This is a genomic window from Sporosarcina sp. FSL K6-3508, from assembly GCF_038615825.1.
Classification (GTDB): Bacteria; Bacillota; Bacilli; order Bacillales_A; family Planococcaceae; genus Sporosarcina; species Sporosarcina newyorkensis.
Genome location: NZ_CP152016.1, coordinates 3,009,548 through 3,035,414 on the forward strand (window position 1 = coordinate 3,009,548; position 25,867 = coordinate 3,035,414).

The following is a 25,867-nucleotide window of genomic DNA, read 5'->3' on the forward strand; positions in this document are numbered from 1 at the left end:
AACGTACTTGTAATATACCGAATACAACTCCTTGTCACAATATTCATATTTCACGGTATGAAATAGCGAGAATATTTAATAAAAAAAATTAAAAAAACGTTTAGAGAGTTCTCTAAACGTTTTATTCTTTATACAAACTAGGTATCCATAACGCAGCATCTTCCCAATAAGTCAAAATGAGCAACACAAGGATCGCCATAGCCAAGAACGGCATAATCGATTTAATAAGATCTTCAAATTTCACCTTGGCGATGGACGACACGATGAAAAGTCCTGTGCCTACTGGCGGAGTAAGAAGACCGATTGTTAAGTTAATACATACGATGACTCCGAAATGCACGGGATCAATCTGGTATGTAGCAAGTAGCGGAAGCATGACAGGTATTAAAATAATCAACGCCGCAATTCCATCTAATACAGTACCAATCAATAACAAAAAGATATTAACTAAAAGCAAAAAGATTAATGGGTTTTCTGACAAACCAAGCATTGAATTAGCTACCAATTGAGGAATTTGTTCATATGCAATTATAAAACCAAATAAATTAGCTGTCACGATTAAGAATGAGATCGTTGCTGTATTTACAACCGTATTCACCAAAATTTCCGGCATATCTTTCAACTTTAGCTCCCGATAAGCCAGCCCAATAACAAATGCGATTACGCATGCGATGGCAGCTGATTCAGTAGGCGTAAATACACCGCCGAGTATCCCAAAAATTATTGTAAAAGGAATTAACATTGCGGGTAGCACTCGCAAAAGCGACTTCACAATCATTTGAAAAGTTGCTTTTTCACTTTTAGGAAATTGCTGTTTTTGATTCATGATCCCAATTACGATAATGAAACCAACCCCGAGCAATATACCTGGAATCACTCCAGCCATAAACAAATCGGCAATAGACGCACCTGTTAATGTTCCATAAATGATAAACAACATACTAGGTGGAATAACCGGCGCCACTATAGAAGAGGCTAATGTGATTGCTGCAGAGAAATCACGTCGATATCCTTCTTTTTCCATTTCAGGCACCATAACTTTACTCATCATCGCAGCCTGTGCATTGGCAGACCCTAGTATAGAAGCTAAAAACATATTCGCAATAACCGTGACATACGCCAATCCACCACGATAATGACCGATCAACACTCTGGCAAAAGACACGAGGCGTGTCGTGATTCCTCCGCCATTCATTAATTCTCCCGCCAACATAAATAGCGGGATGGCTAACAGACCAAAATTATCGATGCCCGAAAACATTTTCTGTGGGGCTGAACTCATCAGCGTAGTTAAATTTGAAAGAAGTAAATAACTAATAGAAGTAATTGCTAGCACTAGAGATATCGGAATGCCGATCACTAGAAATAATAAAAATAGCGCAATAACAATGATCATCATGTCGTTTGCCCCCCTTGTTCCTTTGTCTTAAACAAATTCACAAGATGGGTTAATAAATGAATGAATGCAAAACTTAGGCCTACTGGAACCGATGCATATGGAATCCACATAGGAATTCGCATGGAAGATGAGGTTTGATGAGTAACGGAGAATAGCCATTGATAACTTAAATATAGTAAAATCCCAATAAAAACGAGAATAATTATATAAGAAACCATCTCTAAATATCTTCTTCCCTTCTCCGAAAACCGATCGACCAAAAAGGTAACAGAAGCTTGGGACCTATATTTAAGTCCCAAACTCCCTCCAAGAAATGTGACCCATGCCATGATGAAGATACTTGCCTCACTTGCCCAAAATATAGGGGCGTTTAGAAAGTAGCGAAATAATACAGCGACTGCAATAATAATCGTCATTGCAGCAATTAAGATCATCGCCATAAACTTTTCAAGCGTTTCTACCCAGCTGCTCAGCTTGTTCATACTGCGCATTCCTCCTATTTACGGAACGTTTCGATAAATTCTTTAATCAATGGATCCTTTGCTTTGTATTGTTCATCATACTCTTCTTTGAATGGGTCGAACAAAGACTCATCCATTTCATATAATTCCATTCCTCTGTCTTTTAAAGTATTCATATACTCTTCTTCTAAAGAAGAACGCTTCATCGTTCCAAATTCAGAAGCCGCAGCCATTGCTTCTTCAATAATTTTTTGATCTTCTTCCGGCATCGCATCAAATACCTTTCCGCTCGCAATCATTACAGAAGGCCATACCATATGGTTCGTCAATGCGCCAAACCCGGTTACTTCATTAAAATTAGATGTAACTGCTGCATCCAAATCCATTTCCATTCCATCAATGACACCTGTTTGTGCAGCTTGGTATACATCTGGCAATGAGATAGACTCTGGATTAGCGTCTAATAGACGATACCAATCTTGTAACGCGGGACTTGGTGTGACACGTAAAGTAAGGCCTTTAATATCTGCAGGTGTTTCAACTTTCTCTCTGAACATCATCGTACGGTTTCCGGAGAAGAAATAATCTTTTGCGCGTAAGCCTTGATCATCAAGTGTTGCTAAAATCTTCTTTGCAATATCAGAATCCTTTGCCTCGTAAGCTGCTTCGTAGGAATCAAATAAATAAGGTGCAAACCAACCACTGAAAGCATCTGATCTAGATGTTAAAAAAGCAGTCGTAATAAATCCGAAATCCAATGAACCCGTTTCAAGCTGTTGTACCATATCCGGCTCTCCACCGAGTTGTCCACCTGGATATAACTCCATTTTCATTCGACCATCTGAACGTTCTTCTAGTTCCTCGGCAAACTTTTGAGCCGTCTCATTCCAAATATGATCGGGTGGTGCAATATGAGCGAGTTTAAAGTTGTATGTCTGCCCAGCTTCTCCTTCCTTACCTGGGTTATCTGCTTTCGCCTCATCACTGTCTTTACCACATGCACTTAGAAACAACGCTGCAACAATTGTCATAATAAAAAAATACATACCTCTTTTTCTTGTCATGTATTAACTCCCCTTTTCTCTTTCCTGATTATTAATCAGACTATTCGGTAAATTGACTCGAAAACTATACCCTTTTCTGTGTGGCTGGAATAGATAAATTGTTCTGGTGTTCATCACCCCTTTAAAGGATTCTATGGTAATAATTAAACTTCAATATAACCTAGTTCTTTAGATATAGAATCGGCCGTCTTAATTACACTCTGTCTAATCATGTGTTGGTTGCTTCCTTGCATGTAAGATACCGGCCCAGCTAGATTAACTGCAGCAATCGTTTTACCTGAATATGATAAAATAGGCGCCGCAATAGCGTACGTACCTGTTGAATTTTCATTATTACTAATTGAATAGCCCACGTCTCTTACTTTCTTCAAATCCTCTTTCAGCTTTTCGATATTTGTAATCGTATTTGGAGCTTGTTGAGAAAGCCCTCGTTCAATGGTTTCTTTCAAGTAGTCATTGTTATAGGCCAACAACACTTTTCCTGTACTCGTAGCATAAGCAGGCTTTCGAGACCCAATGTATGTGTGGATAGGCGAAGCTTCTTGAGATGATATTTTCAAGACAAATACAACTTCCCCTTTGTCAAACATTCCGATATGAGCAGTGCCTATGAATCTGCTTATCAAGTCTTTTACAAGCGGAATAGCCTTATCATAAATGTCTTGTTGAAACATGACGTTGTTATTCCACTCCAGCAATTTCCACCCCAAACGATATCGTCTATCCTTGTCCCTCATCAATACACCTTCATTGCACAGTGTACTGATTAAATGATGTGTCGTACTAGGGCTCATGCCAAGTTTACCGGCTATCTCGGCATTTCCTAAAACCGGTTCCTCACTAGAAAAACAACTGATAATATAACAAGCCTTTTTAACAGATTCTATCACGTTATGTTCTCCTCTCTTACTAAATTTATAGCTGTTTGACAATCTACGGTTGTAAACGCTTTCATATAAAGTGAAAAGAAATTGTAATTATCCCCATATCCGCTGAGAGTCTGCTAAGTAACATACACTTTTTTGCTTATCCTTAGGAGTGAACTTCGTGTATGTAGTAATCTAAATTATACGAATCTTAAAGCAAGTTAACAAGTTATAAATTTCATAATATGAAACTTGTTTAACAAATTTACAAATTGCCAGAATATCAGTTCACAAAAAAGCTTTTTTTAAACATAAGAATTTTAATAATTAATCTCCCGCAAAATAACACTCGATGTTCATTCGTAACATCGAGTGTTATTTTACTTATTGATATATCTATACAAAGAAAACAACCAGTCTAACAGCCCTTCTATTAATCTGCTTTTTCATCCAATTCAGTCTGAACAATAACTCGCTTCCCGATTGTTCGTTTCCAGATAAAATAACAAATTGTAATGAAAAGCAACCATGGAAAACCTAATAAAAGGGTCGCTTTAAAGTCAGGCGAGAACCACGTTGACAATACAACACTAGCTAATAATCCAGCCCCAAATATAGTCAGGTATGGATAACCTATCATTCTAACTGGTAATTTCCTTCCTTTGGTTTCATTCCAATTTTTCCGGAAAAATAAGTGTGTAATAAAAATCATAAACCATGCAAACATAGCTCCAAAGCTTGATAATGAAATCATTGTAACGAATGCCGTGTCAGGTTTTACTATGGTAAAAAATGTAGCAAATACAATTCCAATAACAGAAACAAATAAAGCTATAGATGGTACCGACTTTTTATTTAGCTTTCCTAGTATTTTTGGAGCGTACCCACCGCGTGATAAGGAGAACATCATTCGTGTTGATATATATAATTGGCTATTCATAGCAGAAAGTGCAGCAATCAACACAACAAAATTCATAATGGCGGCAGCACCCGGTATGTTAACAATCTCCATTACCTTTACAAAAGGACTTTTATCTGCACCGGCCATATTCCACGGCACGATCATTAGCATTAAAGACAATGTAATTAAATAAAAAACGATCAAACGAACAACAGCCGATCGTAAAGCGATTGGAACTGCTTTTTCAGGGTCTTTTGCTTCTCCAGCACTTACTGCGATCATTTCAATACTTAGATAGCTAAATAGTGATATGAAAACAGCAATCCACATACCATAAAAACCATTTGGAAAAAAGCCACCCTCTGCCACGTAGTTATGGATTCCAATAGATGAAGTTTGATCCGCTCCAACTATGACGTAGACAGCTAATATAATAAATCCAGTTATCGCAACAACCTTAATTAAAGAAAACCAATATTCCACAATTCCAAACAGCTTTACGGTTGTTGCATTTACATACATCAATATTGCAGCAAACAATACGATCCAGACGATGGCAGGAACTGTGGGAAACCAATATTTCATATACACAGCTACAGCGGTAACTTCTGTCCCAATCGCACACACCAGGCTAAACCAATAAGAATAACGGACCGTGAACCCCGCCCAAGGATTAATATACTTTTCCGCATAGGCTCCAAATGAACCTGTCACAGGATGGGCCACTGTCATTTCCGAAAGACATCCCATCAGCAGTAAAGCAATTAACGCACCAATTGCATAACTCACAATAACACTTGGTCCGGCTAAGCCAATAGCCAACCCGCTACCGAGAAACAAACCTGTCCCAATCGCTCCGCCTATTGCGATCATTGTAAGCTGTCCAGTTGTCAGACTGCGATTTAACCCTTTTTCTCTTTCAATAATATCTTGGAAATCTGTTTCCTTCTTCCCCATCGCTTTTCCCCCTTATTTTTTAAGACACTACATTACGTTCTTTACCATACTGTTCATATCGTTTTTCAAGAACAATCCTTTTGAGTGTTTGCACCGTGTCGAAAACTTCTTCATAGGAGGTGTAAAAAGCAATTGGTGCTAGTCGGATAATATTCGGGGGGCGATTATCAGGGATGACTCCCTCTTCAACGAGAGCCTTACAAATCCGAATAGCCTCATCGTGCTCTAGACAAACATGCCCGCCACGTCGTCCATCCTCCATTGGATTTCCAATATAATAGCCCAGTCCTTCCAACTCTTGTTCGACTAATTCCATCATAAAGCGAGTTATCTGAAGAGACTTCTCACGTACTTTTTCAATATTTGCTTCGGCAAAGAGTTCCAAGGAAGCAATAATTGGAGCTAAACTGAGGATGTGAGATGTTCCAACCTGGAAAGCTCCAGCTGATTCTTCTACTTCCAATGTGTGGCTCATGTCAAATTGCTTATCTTTTTTTGAGCTATACCAACCTGTTAACCCTGGCTCAATACCAAAATGTTTCTTATTTACATACAAACCTGCTACAGAGCCTGGTCCGCCGTTCAAATATTTATAATTACACCAGACAGCAAAATCCACTCCCCAATCACTAAATTTGTGAGGTACTGCGCCAATTGAATGACATGCATCGAATCCAATCTTAATACCTCGTTTATGGGCTTCCTTCGTCAATCGTTCAATATCCAATAATTGTCCGCTTCGATATAGTACTGTCGGCAAGAAAATCAAAGCTACCTCATCAGTCATTTTTGAAATTATGTCATCCTCTTCTATCATCCTTCCATCCCGACTCTTTATACGAATCAAGTGTTCATCGGGATTGTAGCCCTGTAGTTTAATCTGACTTTGGAGCGCATAAATATCTGATGGGAATGTAAGTTCATCTGCCAAAATTTTTGTTTTTTTGCCGTTTGGTTTATAGAAAGTAGAAACTAACTGATGTATATTACTCGTTGTCGAACCACATATCATAACTTCCTTGCTTTCCGCTCCAATGAGAGGGGCACACATTTCACTCAATTTTTCTGGTAAGTAGAACCAAGGGTAATTTCCTTTTGTCCAGCCTTGGATAGCTAATACCTTCCATGATTCCATTAGTTCATTTACTTTGGTCTCCGCTCGTTTTGACATTAGTCCAAGCGAGTTACCATCCATATAAATTTGTTCTTGCTGTAAAAAGAATTCATCTCGGTATTGCTGAAATTCATCTTGTTTGTCGAATTCTCTAGCTTTTTCTTTCGAAATCACTTCTGTTTTACTCATCTTATACGCCTCCAATTATCTGAATTTACTTAATACTATTGTTTAGTTGACACAGTGTCAATATCTTTTTGTGTGAATTTCAGTAGGTGAAATTAAAACACACTTCATTGTAGGAAAGCGTACTGTACGTTACAATGAGTACAATTAAACACGAAAGGAGAAAGGCTGATGACACGAGAAGAAATCACAGATGGGCGAAATTTGAGGTCCATTGCAACAAAAAAGCGTTTGCTCGAAGCATCTAAAGAACTTTTCTATGAGAATGGCTTTGAAAAAACGACTATCACACAAATTATCAAGAGGGCCGGCACAGGATACGGCACCGCTTACGTTTACTTTAAAGGAAAAGATGAAATTTTAACTAGTCTGATTGAAGACGTGATGCAAGAGTTCCTTGACATGGCAAATACTCCGTTCGCTCCTGCCACCAAACAGGAAGCGAAAACTTTGATTCATAAGCAAGTCCTTCTATTTTTAAATATGGCAAATGAAAATCACCAAATTATGAAAGTTTTCTCGGAAGCAATCGGTCTGTCTTCGACTGTGGACTCGAAGTGGAATGAAATACGCGAAACGAATATTCATTATATTACGAGGGATATTACATACTCCCAATCACAAGGTTTAGCTCGTACAGATTTGCAAGCTAACTTGGTTGCTCGCTTTTGGTTTTTCGCCAATGAAAACTATCAGTGGGAAGTAGTACATAAAAAGAACACGGCTTCTATTGAAGAAATCGCGAAAACCTTAACTGATATGTATGTGGATGGATTATATATCATGTAAAAAAGCGAACCGCCACAATTAGGCAAGTTCGCTTTTCTATCATACGGCTTCAGATTGATCGTCAACCTTCTCCTTATAATTCTCGCTTCTGTTTAATTTCTTTCATTGTCAAACCACCTGCCCCCCATTTCGTATCCGCCACCTCTGTCACAATAACCCGTACTTGTTCTGGTCTCACTTCAAGATTGTCTACAGCTGCTCCCGTAATATCTTCAATTAACCCTTTAATTTGTTCATCGCTTCTTCCTTCCAAAACTTGCACTTGAATAATTGGCATATTACACCTCGTTTTTGTATTTTTACATACCATGCTATACCACCTATTCGTCTATATCAATTATTAAAAATAAGTTTTCAATAAATTCTTCAGCCTATACTAAATCCCTTTTGAGTACTAATTTGTCAGTCTTCAAATATAGGAACATTTTGATATCCATGAACTTTTCAACTCGCTCTTAGCCGCGTCACACGTAACTTTTTTATACCTAAAGATCACTTACTCTTCATCTCCTTTATTATTCCCTCGACTTGTTTCAAGAAGCCAATTCCATAATCGGATTGAACTAATTTTCAACGTTGCATGTTTACAAAAATAAAAATCGGTTATCCATTAGATAGGTAAGCGAATCAACCAAACTAGAGGAGGAAATTAATTATGAATTTAAATAAAAACTTTATTAAAGTTGGAGCAGCCGCTTTATTATCTGTCGGAATCTTAAGTGCCTGCGGTGATGACGAACCTGACGTTAACGACAATGATGTAAACGTAGATGAGCCTGTCGTCGTGCCAGAAGACGGCGACGGAAACGTAGATGAACCTGTCGTAGTGCCGGAAGATAACCCTGACACTGATGTAGATATGGAACCAGACGCTGACATCGATACGGATGTGGATGTGAAAGACGAAGAAGATGGGGACGACAAAGCAACGAATTAATTGAAACGTTCTACGTATTTTTCACAACAATAAAAATTACTATCCTGAAATCACTAGGTCCCGCCTAGTGATTTCAGTAATTTTTAATTTGTACATACATTACTACCAGTACATCAAGAGCTTTAAATAATTCGAAGTATAATAAATAGTTTTATCTCGAAATTAATAAGCATTCTTTATGCAAATGTGTATAATTTCTAGCACATCACCACAAGATGACAAATAGTGGGTTGGAAAAATTGTGAAGTCCACATATAAGAGGAGGAGAGAAATGTGACAGAACCACAACAACCTGAGACTACTCAAAAAGGAATTAGTCGCCGAAATTTCATGAAGAATACCGGATTCTTAGCAGGTGGTCTAGTCGGCGGTTCATTATTCGGAGGGTTATTGACCAACCAGTTACAAAAACCCGAAACTGGAACCAAGAACGCGACCCACATTGTAACGGAAGCTCGGACATTTTTTAGTCGCGGTGAAGACTTTGATATCTTATCCGCAGCAACGGAACGAATCTTTCCTAAAGATGATTTAGGCCCCGGCGCAATTGAACTTGGCATTCCTTATTTTATTGATCGACAACTGACGAGCGAGTGGGGAACAAATGCAAAAGAATACATGCATGGTCCTTTCCCTCAAACAGCAGCTGTAGAGAACTATGAAAATAAAGATCGGGACCAAAACAAACAAGGTCCGAATGCGGATACACAAGTTCCGGCTCCTACACCAAGATATCAAACGAAGATGACTAGGGCAGAAATTTTTACAGAAGGTATCCGTGCCATCGAGCAGACTTCTCAAGAAAAATTCAAAACAAAATTCAAAGATTTAGAACCTGATCAACAAGATGAAATACTTCAACTTTTCGACGAAGGTAAAGCGAAAATGAATGGCGTTAATTCCAATACATTCTTTAACCTCTTACTTCAAACAACAATAGAAGGCGCATATGCAGACCCGGTCTATGGCGGTAATCGCAATATGGACGGTTGGCGGATGAAGGAGTACCCTGGCCCCCGCATGAGCTATACTGCCGACATTGATAAAGACGAATTCATTGTGATGAAGCCTGAAAGCTTACGTAGTTACCAAGGAAACGAAGACGAACACGGACACTGATAATTGGAGGGAAGCATATGGCGAAGAAATTAGAAAAAGTAGATGTTGTAGTCGTCGGCAGTGGTTGGGCTGGCGGTATCGTATCTGCTGAACTGGCGAAAGCCGGATATAAAGTGGTTACATTAGAACGCGGTAAAAAAGTAGATCGCGCAGACTATATTGGAGTGAAAGATGAACTACGCTATACAAACCGCTATGAAATGATGCAAAATTTAGCTCCTGAAACCATTACATCGCGCGTTACAATGGAAGATACAGCACTTCCCGTCCGCACGCGAAAAGAAATGATGGCGGGTACAGACTTAGGGGGCGGAAGTGTCCACTGGGCAGGGGCTACCTATCGCTGGAGAGCATACGACTTTGAAATTCGTTCTAAGACAATTGAACGGTATGGTAAGGATAAAATCCCTGAAGGTATGACCATTCAGGATTGGGGCATTACCTATGATGAAATGGAACCTTATTATGACCGCTGGGAAAAGACAGCCGGTATTTCCGGAGAACCAGATCCGCTCGGCGACAAACGCTCAAGCGACTATCCCAATCCTCCAATGAAAGAATCACCTGCTGTACGATTGTTTAAGGAAACTACAAAAAAAATGGGTTATCGCCCTTACCAAGTCGCATCCGCAAACTTGTCTCAGGCGTATACGAATCCTGACGGAGAAACATTGAATGCTTGTATGTTCTGTTCCTTCTGTACACAATATGGTTGTGACTTCTCAGCCAAGTCAGATCCTTTAGCCACTGTTATTCCAACCGCCATCAAAAACAATTGTGAATTCAGAACAAATTCGCTTGTACGCCGCGTCCTACATAGTGGTGGGAAAGCTACAGGAGTTATGTATACGGATACACTCACTGGTGAAGAATTTGAGCAACCAGCTGATGTCGTGGTGCTTGGAGCATTCTCCTTTACAAACAATCGACTGCTGATGCTATCGAAAATCGGTCAACAATATGACCCGAAGACGCGCAAAGGAACTATTGGACGGAATTTTAACGGTCAAATGAATATAACATTCCAAGGTGCAAGAGGATTTTTTAAGGAAAAGAAATTCAACCTCTACATGGGAGCAGGTGCTTTAGGCGGCACGATGAGTGACTTCGCAGGGGACAATTTTGATCATACCAATTTAGATTTCATTAATGGCGGTGGAATCGAATTCCGTCAATACGGACACGGAGCGATCGCAACCAATAATGTCCCAGATGATACGCCAAGCTGGGGCCCAGAGTTCAAGAAAAATTCCGTTTTCTATACAAATCGCTACATGAGAGTCTGGTACACACCAGCAATTATGTCTTGGTGGCATAATTATCTTGACTTAGATCCGACGTATAAAGACGAATTTGGCGATCCATTATTGCGTGTCACGAACCGATACACAGATCAAGATCGCAATATTGCGAAGTTTGGTGTTGAAAAATGTACGGAAATCGTAAAAGAAATGGGCGCAGACATCGTCAACCCAGATTCTATACCCGATGAATTCGACCATATCTACGACGGAGGCCACTACGCGGGCGGTGTTATTATGGGAGCTGATCCAGCAACTTCCGCGGTAAATAACTACTTACAAATGTGGGAAATGGAAAACCTGTTTGTCGTTGGTGGCTCAGCATTTCCTCAATTCGCAGGACATCACCCGACTGCTACGATTGGAGCGCTTGGATATCGTGCGGCTGAAGGTGTAGAGAAATATTTGAAGAATGGTGGTCAGCTTGTTGAAGCGAAACAAGCTAGCATGAATGCTTGATAATTAAACGGCTGGAGTTTTTTACTCTAGCTGTTTTTTGATGTTTAGTTTCAGATTTTATAATTCACAGGATAAAGTTTACAAACTATATCCCTTGATTTCCTCCTAAATACGCTTTATACTGAGAGTACCAATAAAACTATATTTGTTTTTAAAGTTTTAAAACTTACAGATAAAGACAGGAGGAGGATAAATGAGAGCTCGGATTATGAAAGGATTTCTCGAGGAAGTTCATGAGAAAAGCATGAAGTTTACGATGGATGACCTGGCGAAACGACTCGGGATTAGCAAGCGCACATTGTATGAACACTTTTCTTCTAAAACCGATATTTTGGATGCTATCATTGATTCTACTTTAAACGAATTTGATGAAAAGACTGAGATGATTATACAAGATCCAGAATTATCACTTTTAGAAAAGATTAAGAAAGTGATCACTGTGATTCCGAAATATAATGACTTTTACAACTGGCAAATTCTTGATCAGATGAGGAAGTCACACCCTACGCAATGGGAACGCGTCAACGCTGCACTGAATGAGTGGGATGATTTGCGCAAATTGATTGAACAAGGCATTCGGGAAGGACTCATTGTGGAACAAAATGTTTCATTACTGATGAAATTGATTATTGACGCTACAAACTCTACAATGGATCGACAATTTTTCTATGAAAACAGCATAACAGTCACAGAAGCATTGGACTCAATAGTAGATATTCTGCTATTCGGCTTCATTACAAAAAATCCTAAGTGAGATTGTACACACACGGATTTTTTATGCCAAAATAAACTAATAAAACAAAAATAGTTTTAATGTTTTACAACAACTTTGAAAGCGAGATGGAATTATGAGCCTCCACATACGTGAGGTAACTACTGAAAATTGGGAGGATATCGCCTATTTATCAGTAAATGACGACCAAAAGAACTTTATTGAGAGCAATGCTTTTTCCTTAGCTCAATCCAAATTTGAACCTGAATGGAAATCAGTTGGACTATATGATGAAGAAGAATTAATCGGTTATGCGATGCACGGCCGGGACAAAACGACAAATGATGTATGGCTGGATCGTTTCATGATCGATCACAACCATCAAGGTAAGGGGTATGCCAGTCGATTTCTCAAACATCTGCTGATAGAAATGCAGAAAAAATATGATTGTGAAATGATCTATTTGAGTATCTATCCGGACAATACGAAAGCACAGCGGTTATATGAAAAATTCGGTTTTGTATTAAACGGAAAGATAGACAACCTTGGTGAATTTCCCTGCCTCATAATGGAACTTGACTTAAAAAGGAGTCCTTTAAAATGAGTTCACCTTCACCTAAACTGAATCAATTGGATACCGAGTCAGTTGGACGTATCTTTCTACGTTATTTAATTCCATCTACAATCGGAATGTTGTTGATGGCGATTAATATCGTCGCGGATGGAATCATGGTCGGTAATCGATTAGGAGCGGAAGCGTTAGCGGGAGTCGGCATTGCGGCTCCCGTTTATACGATCTTCTTCGCGATTTCACTTTGGATAGGTATCGGTGCAGCAACGAAATATTCCATGGCAATGGGAGCAAAAAAGATTGATGAGGCCCGCACAATCTTCACGCACGCCATTTTATCTATTTTCGTATTTACATTGCTGATTGGACTGGCGGCCTTTATTTTCCGTAATCCACTTGCCTATGTACTGGGTGCCAATTCTACTACATTTCCTTATGTATCGGATTATTTATTTGTCATTTTGTTATTCGGCTTTATTTTTACAGTAGAAAATACGTTTAGTATATTCGTTCGAAATGACGGTGCACCAAATCTTTCTATGGCGGGTTTAATTGTAACGTCTGTCGTCAACATTGTGCTAAATTACATTTTTCTCTTTATTTTTGACTTTGGTGTATCCGGCGCTGCTTTCGCTACGATTATTGCTTCATTCTTAGGAATGCTCGTACTGTCCAGCCATTTTTTTAAGAAAACGAATAATTTAAAGCTCATTCGTTTTTCATTTAATAGAAAATTATTCGCAGCCATTATAGTCATTGGTTTTCCAAGCTTCTTATCCGAATTAGGGATCTCTGTTTTTACGATTTCGCATAATATCGCATTTGAACGAACAGCTGGCACAGATGGCGTCGCCGCTTTTTCCATTCTAAATTATGTTCACAGTGTCATGTTGATGCTGTTCCTCGGAATGGGTGGCGCCATCCAGCCGCTCATCAGTTATTATCACGGAGCCGGCAATCTTGAACGACAAAAGGAAACGATAAAAAAAGCGACGATGACTGTGGTATTAGCAGGAGCTGTCTTTTTCCTTATCGGACAATTCGCTGCGGGCCCTATCGTTTCCATCTTTGGTGATTTTCCGCAAAGCGTAAGAGAGTTAGCAAGTACAGGAATTAATCTATTCTTTATCGCGTACTTATTTACGGGAACGAACTTCGTCATGATGACGTATTACCAATCAGTTGGCAATGTTCGGATGGCAACATGGATAACAGCTTCTAGGGAAATTATCGTAATGCTGATTTTCTTGTTGATTTTACCAAGAATTTTTGGTTTAAATGGCATTTGGTTAGCTATTCCAGCATCTGAATTCCTTGTATTTATCGGGGTATTCCTATACCAGAAGAAGTCGACGAAATTGCTCTAAATTGAAAACAAGCTATCGAGGAAAATCCTTTTTGGGATTCGCTACGATAGCTTGTTGTTTTGCTGAAATTGCACGTTTCTATAAAGCATCTTTAATAATACGTTTATAATTCAACACGGAGAGGATACCAAAGATCGAATACAATCCTGTGTAGATCAGCATGACAATAACTGTCGGTGTTGCCAGCTCTGTCCCAAAGAAGAACCAACCAGATTTCACAGCAAAATAGCTATGACACAAGCCTACAATAAGCGGAATGCCGAAATTGAAAAGTTGTTTTCTTTGTATCCCTTTGATTAAATCTGCTTGCGTAAAGCCCAACTTCCGAAGAATCGTATAGTTAGCCTTTTCATCTTCACTTTCGTCCATTTGTTTAAAGTAAAGAATGCAACCAGATGTAACGAGAAACGCCAGCCCTAGAAAGCCAACAATGAACATAATTAACCCCATGTTTTGTTTCTGGCTAATGCTAGCCTCATATCTCGATTCATAACCAGCCCATATATTCAATTCCAACTCATTGAAAATCGAATCTGCCTTCTCGATTTCTTTTTTGTCCACAATGTTTATTCCGACATACTCAGGAAACTCAGATTTCAATGCCGGATCCTGTTCAGCCTTCATTTTTTCAAATATTTTTTGGTTTACTACAGCGACCGGAAAAGCGTAGGAAAGTCTAGAAGATAATATCGATACATCTTTAAACCCTTTGAATGTTAGATCATACACGGTCTCCGCATTTGAAAACCCGACTTGCCCACTTTCTTGGAAGTTCAGCAATTTCTTCGTAAAATCCTGTTGATTGACGAAAAATACCTCTGCTTCTTCAACATGTAATTCAGGTACCGCCTGATCGCTTATGACAATCATATCCGTGTTGCTGGCTTGAAAGCCAAACTCTGAATCTTCCGGCATGGATAAAATGTCGGATAAATCCGTGTTAACCCTTACTAAATCGATATAGGTCTCGGTATAGTCAATTCCCTCTTCTGCAAGTGCATTTGTAAATTGCTCTGCATGCTTTGCATTCGGAATGGAAAAATCATGCGGAATGTTTTCTTTTGCCGATTTCTCGGCTGAATAATACGAAATATAACTTAAAGACAGCAATGAAATCGCAAGTGCAGATAATGTCGTAATGACAGTCAGCAAAAAGGAATTGGATTTCATTCTGAACATAATGGAGGAAAGTGACAAGACATCCTTCACATTCAAATAGCCGCCTTTTTGTTTGCGAATTAAATTAAAAATAAAACTGACGGATCCCTTATAAAATAGATAGGTTCCTAAAATAACTGAAGCTAGGATGGTAATCATAACCATATACAATTGACTACCTAAAAACGTACTGCTGAACATTTTGGATGATAAATAATACCCAAATAAAATGAGTGCGATCCCAAAAATTCCGATAATTGCTTGGAATGGCGTCATCTTTTGTACGCGTTGCTGTGTAACAGATGCAACCCGAAACAACGATAGTATACTCTGTCTTCTTATAAAAATATAATTCATGATCAAAATTAATACATAGATCACTGAAAATATAACCAATGTTTGGAATAATGCTTCTTGCGAAAAGTGTAATGTCGCGACATCTTCCACACCCGTTACTTTAAAAAGAATGATCATTAACAAACGAGACATTGAGAATCCGAGCAATACACCGAGTATAAGCGATCCTACATATAGGAATAAGTTTTCCACACTAAGAATACGGAAGATCATACCCTTCGTCATCCCAACCAATTGGAATAATCCGATCTCTTTACTGCGTCTTTTGATAAACAAATTGTTCGCGTATAACAGAAAAACCGAAACGATACCAACCAATAAAACAGAGCCCGCTTTAATGGCTGCCGCCCCTTTAATCGTTCCTTTTGTTTCATTTAACGCAGGATCGTATTGTAACGTTACAAATGCAAAGTATAAACCAACACTAAAAACGAGCGCAAAGATGTACAAGTAATAATGCTTTAAATTTTTCTTTGTATTACGGTAAATGAGTTGGTTAAGCTTCATGTTTAACCCCACCTAAAACGCCTTGGGTTTTAATAATATCATTAAAAAAGTCACTTCTATTTTGCTCGCCCTTATTTAGTTGGGTATAGACCTGCCCATCCTTTATAAAAATCACTCGTTCACTAAAGCTCGCAGCAACAGGATCATGTGTCACCATAACGATGGATGTGTTTCGTTTTGCATTTAAGTCACTCAACTTGTTCAGCAGATCGGAAGCCGCTTTTGAATCCAGCGCGCCCGTTGGTTCATCCGCAAAAATAATACTTGGATCATGAATAAATGCACGGGCTGCAGAAGTTCGTTGTTTCTGACCTCCCGAAATTTCATTTGGATATTTATTTTCGATTTCTAAAATACCTAGATCCTGAGCGACTGCACGAAATTTATCGTTCGCCAATTTTTTCGAGACCTTTTTAATGGATAACGGAAGAAGAATATTTTCTTTAACGGTTAGTGTATCCAGTAAGTTATAGTCTTGAAAAATGAAACCTAAATGATGTTTTCGAAATTCTGCAAGTTGCTTCTCTTTCATTTGATTGAAGTTTTGGCCTTCAATTGTAATTGTCCCTTGGCTGACCCGGTCAATAGATGATAGTACGTTGAGTAACGTGGTTTTGCCTGAGCCGGATGCCCCCATAATACTGACGAATTCACCTTTATGCACTTGTAAGTCTAACGCCCGCAATACTTCTTGCTTATTAAATTTATTGCCATATGTTTTATGGATTTTTGTTGCTTCGAGAATTACCATATTCCTCACTCCTTCTATACTTTATATTCTAATCATTCCATCCATCTTTCTCCTGTGTTTGACATGACAATCATAAAAAGCATGTGACATTCTCGTCACATGCTTAAACGCACGAATTCATTTTCTTGTGGAAACGTTAACGTAATCACAGTGCCTTCTCCTATTTTGGATTGGACTTGAAGATCAAGATGTAGTGACTCTGCCACTAACTTTGTTAAATACAATCCCATCCCCGTCGCGGCGTGATCGTGATGGTTCAGCGTGCTAGTAAAACCTTTATCGAATATCCGAGGAAGATCTCTTGCATCAATGCCGCGTCCAAAATCTTGTATAGAGAGTTTCTTGTTGCCGTTTTCAACGAAGCTGTGGATTCGGATATCAGAAGCCTCGCTGTACTTCACAGCGTTTGTTAAAAGCTGTCGGACGATAAAACCAAGCCATTTAGCATCCATAAGAACTTCTTTTATTTCTAAGTTCACATCAAAACCGATACCCTTCTGCACACACCATAATTTTAATGACTTTATCTCCTGAAAGATCAATATTTGTAAATCCGTCTTCTCTATATATAAATCATTTTGAATGAAGGGAATGCGTTTTTGATGTAATTGCTGATCAAGCAACAAATGGACTCTAAGCCACTCATACATTATTTGAGAACGGAGTGGTTGATCCGTTATACGATCAATCATTAACTGCATCGTCGTTAATGGTGTCTTCACTTCGTGGATCCAGTTGAGTATCTCATCCTTCTCTTGCTCCACGCTAACTCGCAATTCATTCAGCTGACTTTTATATGTGGTATTTTGCTCGGAAATCATTTCAGAAACGATCTCTTCAAAAGGACTGTTGGCGTGAGGCACTGTCGTCAAATCGAATGATTGGTTATGACGTTTTAATTCATGATAAAACCGAGTTTCTTTATAGTAGCGCACGATGAGAAATATGAAGAAGAACAAACAAGATAAAAATACAATGTATCCCACAGATTGAAAAGGGATACTCACATCTAAGAAGCCCATCAATAAAACCAGGAGCTGAAAAAACAAAAAGAACAGAATCCAGCTGACCCTTTCTTTTATGAAATATCGTATCATATCGATGATTCTTCCTTTGCCATATAACCTTGACCAACTTTTGTTTCAATTACTTCACCCAAACCGATTTCAGCAAGCCTTTTTCGCAATCGGTTAATATTGACCGTTAACGTATTATCACTTACAAATCGTTCATCATCCCATAAACTCGTGATTAATTCGTCGCGCGTTACAATTTCATTCTTTCGTTCAACAAGTAATTTCAAAATAAAGAGTTCATTTTTCGTGAGTTCGATTAATCCGGTTTCATTTGAGACAGTCCCTTTAATAAAATCAATCGTCGCGCCGCACCAAGTCTTTAATTCAAGCGGTTGCTCGGTATTATAATTATAAACACGGCGCAAAGTAGCTTGGATTTTCGCAATCAGGACATCAAAATGAAAAGGCTTTTGCACAAAATCATCCGCACCAAGCTGCATGGACATCACCATATCCGTCGGGTGGTCTCTTGACGATAAAAATATAATAGGCACATTTGAATGCGAGCGGATCATTCGGCACCAATGAAAACCATCAAACTTTGGCAGCTGGATATCGATGATAACTAAATCCGGTTTAATTTCCGTAAATTCCTGGAAAACATTCGAAAAGTTGGTCACCCCTGCCACCTTATAAGACCATTGTGTTAGGCGTTCTTTTACTTCTTGAAATAATGTTTGATCATCTTCGATCAGCATAATCGTGAACACGGAACCCACCTCATTTTTCATCATACAGATATTCAATTTCAATTAAGATCCTATTTTATCCTATATGGAGATATAATCAAAATTTCCTGGCAAGTCGGTGTCCCTTAAAGGAGATTTTCAAACAAAATAACCCATCCTTGAGATATCTCCTCAAATTGGATGGGTTATTTTCACTTCTTTTGGTTAGTTTATAGAGTGATCAATCTACTAGTTTTTCCCTTCAATTATATCAAAAATCAGTTTGGCATGATCTGTATTATCTAAGAGGCCTGCAAAGTTTTCGCTTGATGGACCGTATGCATAGACTGGAACGTCTTCCCCAGTATGACCGCCAGTCGTCCAGCCAGTATAGGAGCGCTTGTCGATAACCTTTTTAATCGCGATCTCGATGTCCTCGCTGTTCTTTTCTGCGTTTTCAACGGACTTGACTTCGTCATCTGTTAATGGAAACAATTCTTGATCAATATACAGCTTGAGACTTTCCTCTACTTTTCCACTTTTCAAGATTTGATCCGCAATGAAGGCAGGCGTTCGTTTGACTGAAGCTACAGTGTCAACCAGCCAGTTAGATGCTCCGTCTGCTCCAATAGAAAAACCACCTGTTGAATGGTCTGCAGTGGCAACGACCAGAGTATGCTTATCCTCTTTAGCAAAATCAATTGCTGCTTTAAATGCCTTTTCGAAGTCTTCCATTTCACTCATTGCTCCTACGACATCATTTGCATGACCCGCCCAGTCAATCTGACTTCCTTCGACCATCATGAAAAATCCATTCTCGTTTTTACTTAATCGATCAATCGCCGCTTGTGTCATTTCTTCCAAAGACGGTGTAGTTTCTCTGCGGTCAATCATTTTATCAAGCCCGCCATCCGCAAATAAACCAAGAACTTGCTCGTTATCATCCGCTCGTAATTCTGATGTATTCGTAACATAACTATAGCCGTCCTTTTGAAAAGACTTTGTCAAATCAATATCCGAACGAACAAAGTTTGTTTTACCGCCACCTAGAAGTACATCTACTGTGTGCTCACCGTTGATCATTTCATTATAATAGTCATCTGCAATCGCATCCATGTTTTTACGACTCTCATTATGCGCACCGAATGCAGCAGGTGTCGCATGGGCAAGTTCAGAAGTGGCTACTAGTCCAGTAGACTTTCCAGCTTCTTTTGCTGCTTCAAGAACTGTTTTCACTCTTTTCTTATCTTTATCGACAGCAATTGCGTTATTATATGTTTTAATCCCTGCCGACATAGCAGTCGCAGCAGCGGCAGAATCGGTAATAGTTTGCTTCGGATCGTCTGGATAAGTCATTTGCTGACCTACTAGGTATTTGTCAAATTCCGTTCGCTCCACATACGGCGTACTAGGATCATCCTTAAAGTAGCGATATGCAGACGTATAAGAGGTACCCATTCCGTCACCAATCAAGAAGATCACATTTTTGATTTCCGGATCTTTTTCGGCTATTTCTACGGCTTGAACGCTAGGATTAGAAATTTCTCCAACCATTCCTCCAATCAAGATACTAGAAACAACAGCAATCGGTAGAGCTCTCTTCAAAAACTTTTTTCTCACGATTACACGACCTCCTGTTTTTGTACTTCCAAGGACAAGTATAATGAGAGATTGTTAAGGTCGTTTAAACAACATGTTAAGATATGTAAAGGTTTGAGAACCTGGCTCCCCAATATTCTGGGATGCTGTACCCTACTATCATCCGTGCAACTTAGAATACAAAGTGATAATCTTTAACTGAGGAGGGTTGCATATGGAGGAATTTATTATCTATCCGAAGCGTTCTAGAATGCTAATGTTAAGTTTCTTATCTATTGTATTTGTATTACTCGGCACTATTTTCACACTTCTTTTCATATATGGCGAAGCTCCAATTTGGATAGGAATCGTCGGTGTCATAACATTGCTGTTCTTTGGCTGGTGTGGCATATTTTATTTAAAAGAACTCCTAAACAGAAGACCAGCGTTAATTATTTCGGTTGAAGGTATTATTGATCGCTCTAGTTACTTAGCTGCCGGATTGGTGAAGTGGGAGGACATAAAAGAATTCAACCTATACACTTTTTCCGGACAAACATTTCTCGGCATTGTTACATACGATCCTAAGTTGATCATTAATCGAACGAGCGGGGCAAAAAGATTGTTGAATGGGGCTAACAGAGGCTTAGTCGATGCCCAAGTGAATATTCCTGTAAAAAACCTTGCCTGTTCAATAGAAACAATCTTTGAAGAAATTGAGCACCGATGGGTTATGGATTCTTCAGTGACGCTGCCGAGTGAATGATTGTAGACTACATAACAGCGGGGACATAAAAAGCGCGTACCGCCTTTCATGTCCCCGCTATTTTCATACTCCTGAAACTCTAATTCCAAACGAATTAATTACGTAGATAAAACAATCCTCCATTGACTATCTCAATTGTAATACGAGGTTTAAATCGTTCTTCCATCGCCTGTTTTTCAATCTCATAACATTCTGGTTTAACATCTTGTCCTTCATAAAAATAATCCAATACCGCTTGATCCTTTTGCCATCTCTTCTTCGATTCCACTGCCCAGTTTCGATCTTCTTCTCCAACAATCCTATCGATTACAGCATCTAACCGATCCAAAGCTCGGACAGGAGTAATGATATACGGTAAGTTAAAAACATTTTCAGGCGGCTCCATTGCCAAGTTCAAATTGTTCAGTTTCCCCTGGAATTCCTGGAAAACAGCTCCTGTCATCAAGTTGATGCCTAACGAATGAAGAGCCTCTTTCGTTTGTTGACTTCTAAATGAAATTTTATAATTTACACTCAACCATGGCGTCAAAACTGCTTGTTCGCCTTGTCTTGTTTGGAGCTGCTCATACATCTTCACATATGAACCCATATCCTTCGTTACTTGAAATAATTGATGAAGGCGAGGTGAACCTAAATGCACCACTTCACCTTTAACTCCTTCATTTAGCTGTTGAATATTCGTGATAAGCGTAATTTGTGCCGGATTAGGCGTCTCATTAACACTTTCTATATATCTCCAATAAAATGGACGGTTCATAATCTTTTTATCCATCTCCACCGTTAACTGGACAGTCATATAGTGTTCATTTCCATTGACAATCGGGCAATTATTTTCATTGAAGAATTGTCTTAGATATCCGTGGATTTGTTGCGGATACATGTACATCCTCCTCTGATTTCTTAGTGGTCTTTAAAATATCGTCGAGCTGCCCAACGACCTTTTCAAAAACCTCTATTTTCCCTTGAAGCACTCCCAATATATGATCCTCGATCGTATCTTGAATCGCTAAATTATATATGTGCACATCATGCTCTTGTCCCAGACGATGAACACGTCCGATCCTTTGCTCTAACTTCATCGGATTCCAAGGTAAGTCATAATTAATGACATGATGGCAAAACTGAAGGTTAATTCCTTCTGCTCCCGACTCAGTCGCAATTAACACTTGGGCATTTTGCTTGAATAGGTGCTTAATCCACTCTCGGCTGTTTTTGCTTAATTTACCATTAAATAAGACACTCGAAATGCCTTTCGAATGAAAATACTCACACAAGTACATTTGGGTAGCCCGATATTCAGTGAAAAGGATGACCTTGTCATTCGCCTTTATAATAAGATCCACTGCTTTTTCCGCTTTCGAATGAACCGATAGATTCCCCAGTTGCTGAATTACTTCATTCACATATGCTATTTCGTCCGTACTTCTGCAATCCGCGCTGAGTTTCTTCAAAGTACCAAGAGTAGCTTCCTGACTGCTACACATTTCCCTCTGCAGAGTAATGGTTGAAAAAGCACCAGAAAATACGGAAGACACATCTTTTAACCCCGAAATAAGTTCGTAGGCTTCTCGTTCTTTGTCTGTAAACTCAACCGGGATTACTTGAACTTGACGATTTGTCCATTCAATCCCTGTATCCTGCCGTCTATTTCTAACCATTACTTGGTTAACCAATTCATTCAAGAAACTATCCTGCTCCACATCTCGTTTATTTGCGGAAAACGTAGATTTAAAGGTCTCGTAGGATCCCAGATGCCCTTGCTTCAATAAAGTGATGAGGTAGAACAATTCAAAAACATCATTTTGAATAGGCGTTGCCGTCAATAGCAAACAAAACTTCTTCTTTAGATTCTGCACAAACGTATAACTGATTGTTTTATGATTCTTTAATTTATGTGCCTCATCCACAATGATTAAATCATAATCCTGCGCATAAATTTTCTCTTTATGAGGACTTCGTTTAGCAGTATCCATGCTCATAACTACAACATCCAGATAATCTAAATCAAAATTCTTTTTATAAAGCATCGCTGGGATATGAAATTTCAGCTGCAGCTCCTCTACCCATTGATTGGCAAGCGATGCCGGAACCAAGATAAGTGCTTTTTTCACAAGACCGCGAATGAGGTACTCTTTTAAGATTAATCCCGCTTCGATTGTTTTCCCTAGTCCTACCTCGTCAGCTAAAATTGCTTTCCCATTCATTTCCTCAATGACTCGTTCTGCCACTTCCAATTGATGAGCAAGCGGTGTTACATTCGGTAAGTATTTAAGTGACTGCAGCCCTTTAAAATCGGTAATTAAATTGTTTTTGGAAATATCATAACTCATCTTATACAATGTCCAACTATCCCATTGCTCACGGTTTTCCAGTCGTTCAATGAAGGCTTCTTGCCAAGCAGATGATCTTTCAATCAGCATTTTGTTCACCCCAAACTAAATTTTCATTTTTGTTAGGGTGTCCAAAAAAGAAATTCTTATGAAAACAAGTGACAAAAGCCAAATTGCTTTTGTCACTTGTTTTATTTTAAGGATTGATTGGACAGCATCACTCAAACAGCTTAGTGTAAATCTCTTCCTAAATCGACCATTGCATGAGCAAGACGAATTGTTGAGACTGCTAATTCTGCGTATGATACTTCCTGTTTTGGATTGAATAAATTTTTCTCCGTTTTCAATAATCCCATTGAGTTGGCGACCGCCACATACCCTTTTTTGTCAGTTTCAATTTTTTCAGTATCGTCAAAGCTTAGTTTATACATACTACTATCCTTAGCCGCTTGCTCAAGTCCAAGAACCCGTACGTACCAAACTGCCAGTTCTTCTCTCGTTATCGATGAGTCCACATCAAACTTCTTATCCGGTTTAATAATCCCCGCTTCGACTGCATGTTCAACTACAGAATACAATGGGTGCTTAACGCCTATATTATCGAATGTTTGAGTAGGTTCCTCTTGACCAAAGAAATAGTCTCCATGATGGAAGTAGGTAAGCGAATTCACAAGTACCTTCAATGCTTCTCCTTTTGAAACAGACGCATCTGCATTAAACTTTTCCACATCTTTTACATCCAGCACTTTCGAATTCAGTAGATAATTCAGCTCTGCTTCTGCCCAAGGATGCGAAATTGCAATTGATTGATCCGCATCAAATAGGTTATTCCATTTTCCTGTATTGGCATCCAGATAACTATACATATCTCCTTTAAATACAGGCACATAGATTAGATCATACTGGTTCCCTTTTTCATTTTGTGTTGGATTCATGTACATAAGCTTTAGGCTAAGTGCATCCTTCAACAGCGTTTTCGCCTGTTCGTCGCTAATCACTTTATCGCTTGACGGCCAATTCTCTATCTCCTGATAATCGATATTGAGACTATTGAGAGAACCATCTGCTCCGACACCAATGCTAATTTGATCACCGATTACGACTATTCCATTGACAAGTCTCGGGAATGAAAATTGATAGGTTCCCGTTCGTTCATCAAAGGAAGGGTCCTCAACCGGCATCCCATAGTTATGCAAATTAGAAGGAGCCCATTTTTTTGCGTATGCAATCGCTTTTTTCAACGCCTCTTGTTCGGTAAGTGAGTTCTCCGTTGTTGCATTCTTCTCCATTTCTCTAAGCAACTCTTCTTCAAAATTATAGTATTGAACGACTTCCCCTGTCTGTTTATTAATTTCTAAATTTGATCCGTGTCCTCCATTCGCATAATGGTACATATACTCAACACTGATGACGTCTTGACCATTATAATTCTGTGTCTCTTGAATAGATTCGATCGTTAATTTTACTTTGTCTGAAGTGACAGCAAGAAGTTGTTCGGCAATCTTCTTAGCTTCTGCTACCGTCACCCCTTCTTGTCGTGGAGAAAGCGGCTTCGCCGTCAGCTTTTCAATTTTCTTCTTCGCTGGGAAATTTGCTGTATATCCGTTTTGAGTCAGCCAATCCCCTGAAAGCGCATGTACCCCTTGCAGCCTGTTCGTCGGTTGATAAACGAGCTGCACATTGCGGTCACCCGTTTCGTAGTTATAATTAATTTGGTAGTTCAAATCCACAGACAAATGATCTTTTACTTTCTTTAACATCTCTTCATTAGCTTTAACTTTACTGACATCCGCAAAAGTGGAAGACCCCTGATTCTGTTGAGTTTTGTAGAAACCGCCGATTTCTCCATTTCCTAGAACGTATACTTCAATCATCTGATCCGCAATAGGTACTTGGTTTTTAGTTCGCGTGAAAGTAAACGAATAACGGATTGGTTCCGTCAATAACTGATTCGAAAAATAATTAGATGTGTCCGATTCTAATTGATAGTCTTTTCCATCAAGAAATTTCTTCATAAATCCTTCTGCAACTTTGCCGGCCTCTTCCTTTGTAACCTTTGCCGGGAACAGTGCATCTGCGATATTGGCAGGCTGATACGAGAAGTACTCTACTTCCAACTCTTCTCCAATAAATCCTACGTATCCATACAACCGCTTGCCGTTCAAAACTTTCGTGAATTGGAGATCATAGCGTATGGTTTCATCATCCGGAAAAATATGTGCGCTGCTCATTTGAAAATCACTAGCTGTCAGAAATTCAAATTGATTTGGGAATAGCTGCCGAAATTTCTGGATCAAATCCTCTTTCTTATAAGCAGTTTCTACGGAAGCTAATTGGATTCGCACCTTTTCTGGTTGTCCATACACAGTGGATGATGCATCGGCAATCGGTGTAAACATGCCAATAGATAAAACTGAGGAAGCCACTAGCGCGCTAACTTTTTTACTATTAATCAATATAATCCCCCTAGGAA

At 39.1% G+C, this 25,867-nt stretch carries 23 protein-coding genes; 8 read left to right on the plus strand and 15 right to left on the minus strand.

The annotated features are described in order from the left end of the window. Nucleotides 1-121 precede the first annotated feature (121 nt). The 6 genes from MKX97_RS15010 to kynU all read right to left on the minus strand — a co-directional run bounded on the left by MKX97_RS15010 (nucleotide 122) and on the right by kynU (nucleotide 6,951). Nucleotides 122-1,399, minus strand: a complete 1,278-nt coding sequence (locus MKX97_RS15010; RefSeq protein WP_078818595.1) for a TRAP transporter large permease — start codon at nucleotides 1,397-1,399, stop codon at nucleotides 122-124. After that, complete coding sequence (locus tag MKX97_RS15015) at nucleotides 1,396-1,881, minus strand: TRAP transporter small permease (RefSeq protein ID WP_342536359.1); 486 nt, start codon at nucleotides 1,879-1,881, stop codon at nucleotides 1,396-1,398. Before MKX97_RS15015 ends, MKX97_RS15010 begins: the two co-directional genes overlap by 4 nt. Nucleotides 1,882-1,895: 14 nt before the next feature. After that, nucleotides 1,896-2,924, minus strand: a complete 1,029-nt coding sequence (locus tag MKX97_RS15020) for a TRAP transporter substrate-binding protein (protein ID WP_078818597.1) — start codon at nucleotides 2,922-2,924, stop codon at nucleotides 1,896-1,898. A gap of 143 nt (nucleotides 2,925-3,067) precedes the next feature. Continuing rightward, a complete protein-coding gene (locus tag MKX97_RS15025) occupies nucleotides 3,068-3,814 on the minus strand; it encodes an IclR family transcriptional regulator (protein WP_009498744.1) in 747 nt (248 codons plus the stop codon). 409 nt (nucleotides 3,815-4,223) lie between these two features. Beyond that, entirely contained in the window at nucleotides 4,224-5,648 is a 1,425-nt protein-coding gene (locus MKX97_RS15030) for an amino acid permease (RefSeq protein ID WP_221838184.1), read from the minus strand. A gap of 19 nt (nucleotides 5,649-5,667) precedes the next feature. Further along, a complete protein-coding gene (gene kynU, locus MKX97_RS15035; protein ID WP_221838183.1) occupies nucleotides 5,668-6,951 on the minus strand; it encodes a kynureninase in 1,284 nt (427 codons plus the stop codon). A 168-nt stretch (nucleotides 6,952-7,119) separates the two neighbouring features. On the opposite strand from kynU, the gene MKX97_RS15040 reads away from it, so the two are divergent. Then, nucleotides 7,120-7,737 (plus strand): TetR/AcrR family transcriptional regulator, encoded by a 618-nt coding sequence (locus MKX97_RS15040; RefSeq protein ID WP_009498749.1) that lies wholly within the window; start codon nucleotides 7,120-7,122, stop codon nucleotides 7,735-7,737. A 73-nt stretch (nucleotides 7,738-7,810) separates the two neighbouring features. Here the strand turns inward: MKX97_RS15040 and MKX97_RS15045 are convergent, their stop codons facing one another. Next, nucleotides 7,811-8,014 (minus strand): 2-hydroxymuconate tautomerase family protein, encoded by a 204-nt coding sequence (locus MKX97_RS15045; protein ID WP_009498750.1) that lies wholly within the window; start codon nucleotides 8,012-8,014, stop codon nucleotides 7,811-7,813. A gap of 378 nt (nucleotides 8,015-8,392) precedes the next feature. Here MKX97_RS15045 and MKX97_RS15050 point away from each other — a divergent pair, with 378 nt between their 5' ends. From MKX97_RS15050 to MKX97_RS15075, 6 genes are all read left to right on the plus strand, one after another. Beyond that, a complete protein-coding gene (locus tag MKX97_RS15050; protein ID WP_342536360.1) occupies nucleotides 8,393-8,674 on the plus strand; it encodes a hypothetical protein in 282 nt (93 codons plus the stop codon). 273 nt (nucleotides 8,675-8,947) lie between these two features. Then, nucleotides 8,948-9,793 carry a gluconate 2-dehydrogenase subunit 3 family protein gene (locus tag MKX97_RS15055; RefSeq protein ID WP_340760555.1) on the plus strand — a complete coding sequence of 282 codons (846 nt, stop codon included), beginning with the start codon at nucleotides 8,948-8,950 and terminating at the stop codon, nucleotides 9,791-9,793. 17 nt (nucleotides 9,794-9,810) lie between these two features. Next, the gene (locus MKX97_RS15060; protein ID WP_342536361.1) at nucleotides 9,811-11,553 is read left to right on the plus strand and encodes a GMC family oxidoreductase; all 1,743 of its coding nucleotides are present in this window, start codon (nucleotides 9,811-9,813) and stop codon (nucleotides 11,551-11,553) included. A gap of 193 nt (nucleotides 11,554-11,746) precedes the next feature. Next, nucleotides 11,747-12,307, plus strand: a complete 561-nt coding sequence (locus tag MKX97_RS15065; protein WP_221838177.1) for a TetR/AcrR family transcriptional regulator — start codon at nucleotides 11,747-11,749, stop codon at nucleotides 12,305-12,307. Between the two features lie 94 nt (nucleotides 12,308-12,401). Continuing rightward, on the plus strand, nucleotides 12,402-12,869 hold the full coding sequence (locus tag MKX97_RS15070; RefSeq protein ID WP_009498755.1) for a GNAT family N-acetyltransferase: 468 nt from the start codon (nucleotides 12,402-12,404) through the stop codon (nucleotides 12,867-12,869). Continuing rightward, nucleotides 12,866-14,203 carry an MATE family efflux transporter gene (locus MKX97_RS15075; protein ID WP_221838175.1) on the plus strand — a complete coding sequence of 446 codons (1,338 nt, stop codon included), beginning with the start codon at nucleotides 12,866-12,868 and terminating at the stop codon, nucleotides 14,201-14,203. Before MKX97_RS15070 ends, MKX97_RS15075 begins: the two co-directional genes overlap by 4 nt. 78 nt (nucleotides 14,204-14,281) lie before the next feature. On the opposite strand, the gene MKX97_RS15080 is transcribed toward MKX97_RS15075, so the two are convergent. The 5 genes from MKX97_RS15080 to MKX97_RS15100 all read right to left on the minus strand — a co-directional run bounded on the left by MKX97_RS15080 (nucleotide 14,282) and on the right by MKX97_RS15100 (nucleotide 20,343). Beyond that, nucleotides 14,282-16,225: an ABC transporter permease gene (locus MKX97_RS15080; RefSeq protein ID WP_342536363.1), complete on the minus strand. Its 1,944-nt coding sequence runs from the start codon at nucleotides 16,223-16,225 to the stop codon at nucleotides 14,282-14,284. Continuing rightward, complete coding sequence (locus MKX97_RS15085; protein ID WP_009498759.1) at nucleotides 16,215-16,976, minus strand: ABC transporter ATP-binding protein; 762 nt, start codon at nucleotides 16,974-16,976, stop codon at nucleotides 16,215-16,217. Before MKX97_RS15085 ends, MKX97_RS15080 begins: the two co-directional genes overlap by 11 nt. Nucleotides 16,977-17,071: 95 nt before the next feature. After that, nucleotides 17,072-18,073 carry a sensor histidine kinase gene (locus tag MKX97_RS15090; protein ID WP_342536365.1) on the minus strand — a complete coding sequence of 334 codons (1,002 nt, stop codon included), beginning with the start codon at nucleotides 18,071-18,073 and terminating at the stop codon, nucleotides 17,072-17,074. Next, a complete protein-coding gene (locus MKX97_RS15095) occupies nucleotides 18,070-18,762 on the minus strand; it encodes a response regulator transcription factor (RefSeq protein WP_342537517.1) in 693 nt (230 codons plus the stop codon). Before MKX97_RS15095 ends, MKX97_RS15090 begins: the two co-directional genes overlap by 4 nt. A gap of 207 nt (nucleotides 18,763-18,969) precedes the next feature. After that, complete coding sequence (locus tag MKX97_RS15100) at nucleotides 18,970-20,343, minus strand: alkaline phosphatase (protein WP_281250683.1); 1,374 nt, start codon at nucleotides 20,341-20,343, stop codon at nucleotides 18,970-18,972. A 190-nt stretch (nucleotides 20,344-20,533) separates the two neighbouring features. Here MKX97_RS15100 and MKX97_RS15105 point away from each other — a divergent pair, with 190 nt between their 5' ends. Beyond that, nucleotides 20,534-21,064, plus strand: a complete 531-nt coding sequence (locus tag MKX97_RS15105) for an STM3941 family protein (protein WP_009498766.1) — start codon at nucleotides 20,534-20,536, stop codon at nucleotides 21,062-21,064. A 94-nt stretch (nucleotides 21,065-21,158) separates the two neighbouring features. Here the strand turns inward: MKX97_RS15105 and MKX97_RS15110 are convergent, their stop codons facing one another. The 3 genes from MKX97_RS15110 to MKX97_RS15120 all read right to left on the minus strand — a co-directional run bounded on the left by MKX97_RS15110 (nucleotide 21,159) and on the right by MKX97_RS15120 (nucleotide 25,850). Beyond that, nucleotides 21,159-21,944 carry a YqhG family protein gene (locus tag MKX97_RS15110; protein ID WP_009498767.1) on the minus strand — a complete coding sequence of 262 codons (786 nt, stop codon included), beginning with the start codon at nucleotides 21,942-21,944 and terminating at the stop codon, nucleotides 21,159-21,161. After that, a complete protein-coding gene (locus MKX97_RS15115) occupies nucleotides 21,898-23,484 on the minus strand; it encodes an SNF2-related protein (RefSeq protein WP_342536366.1) in 1,587 nt (528 codons plus the stop codon). Before MKX97_RS15115 ends, MKX97_RS15110 begins: the two co-directional genes overlap by 47 nt. A 140-nt stretch (nucleotides 23,485-23,624) precedes the next feature. Beyond that, entirely contained in the window at nucleotides 23,625-25,850 is a 2,226-nt protein-coding gene (locus MKX97_RS15120) for a YcdB/YcdC domain-containing protein (protein ID WP_342536367.1), read from the minus strand. Nucleotides 25,851-25,867 lie beyond the last annotated feature (17 nt).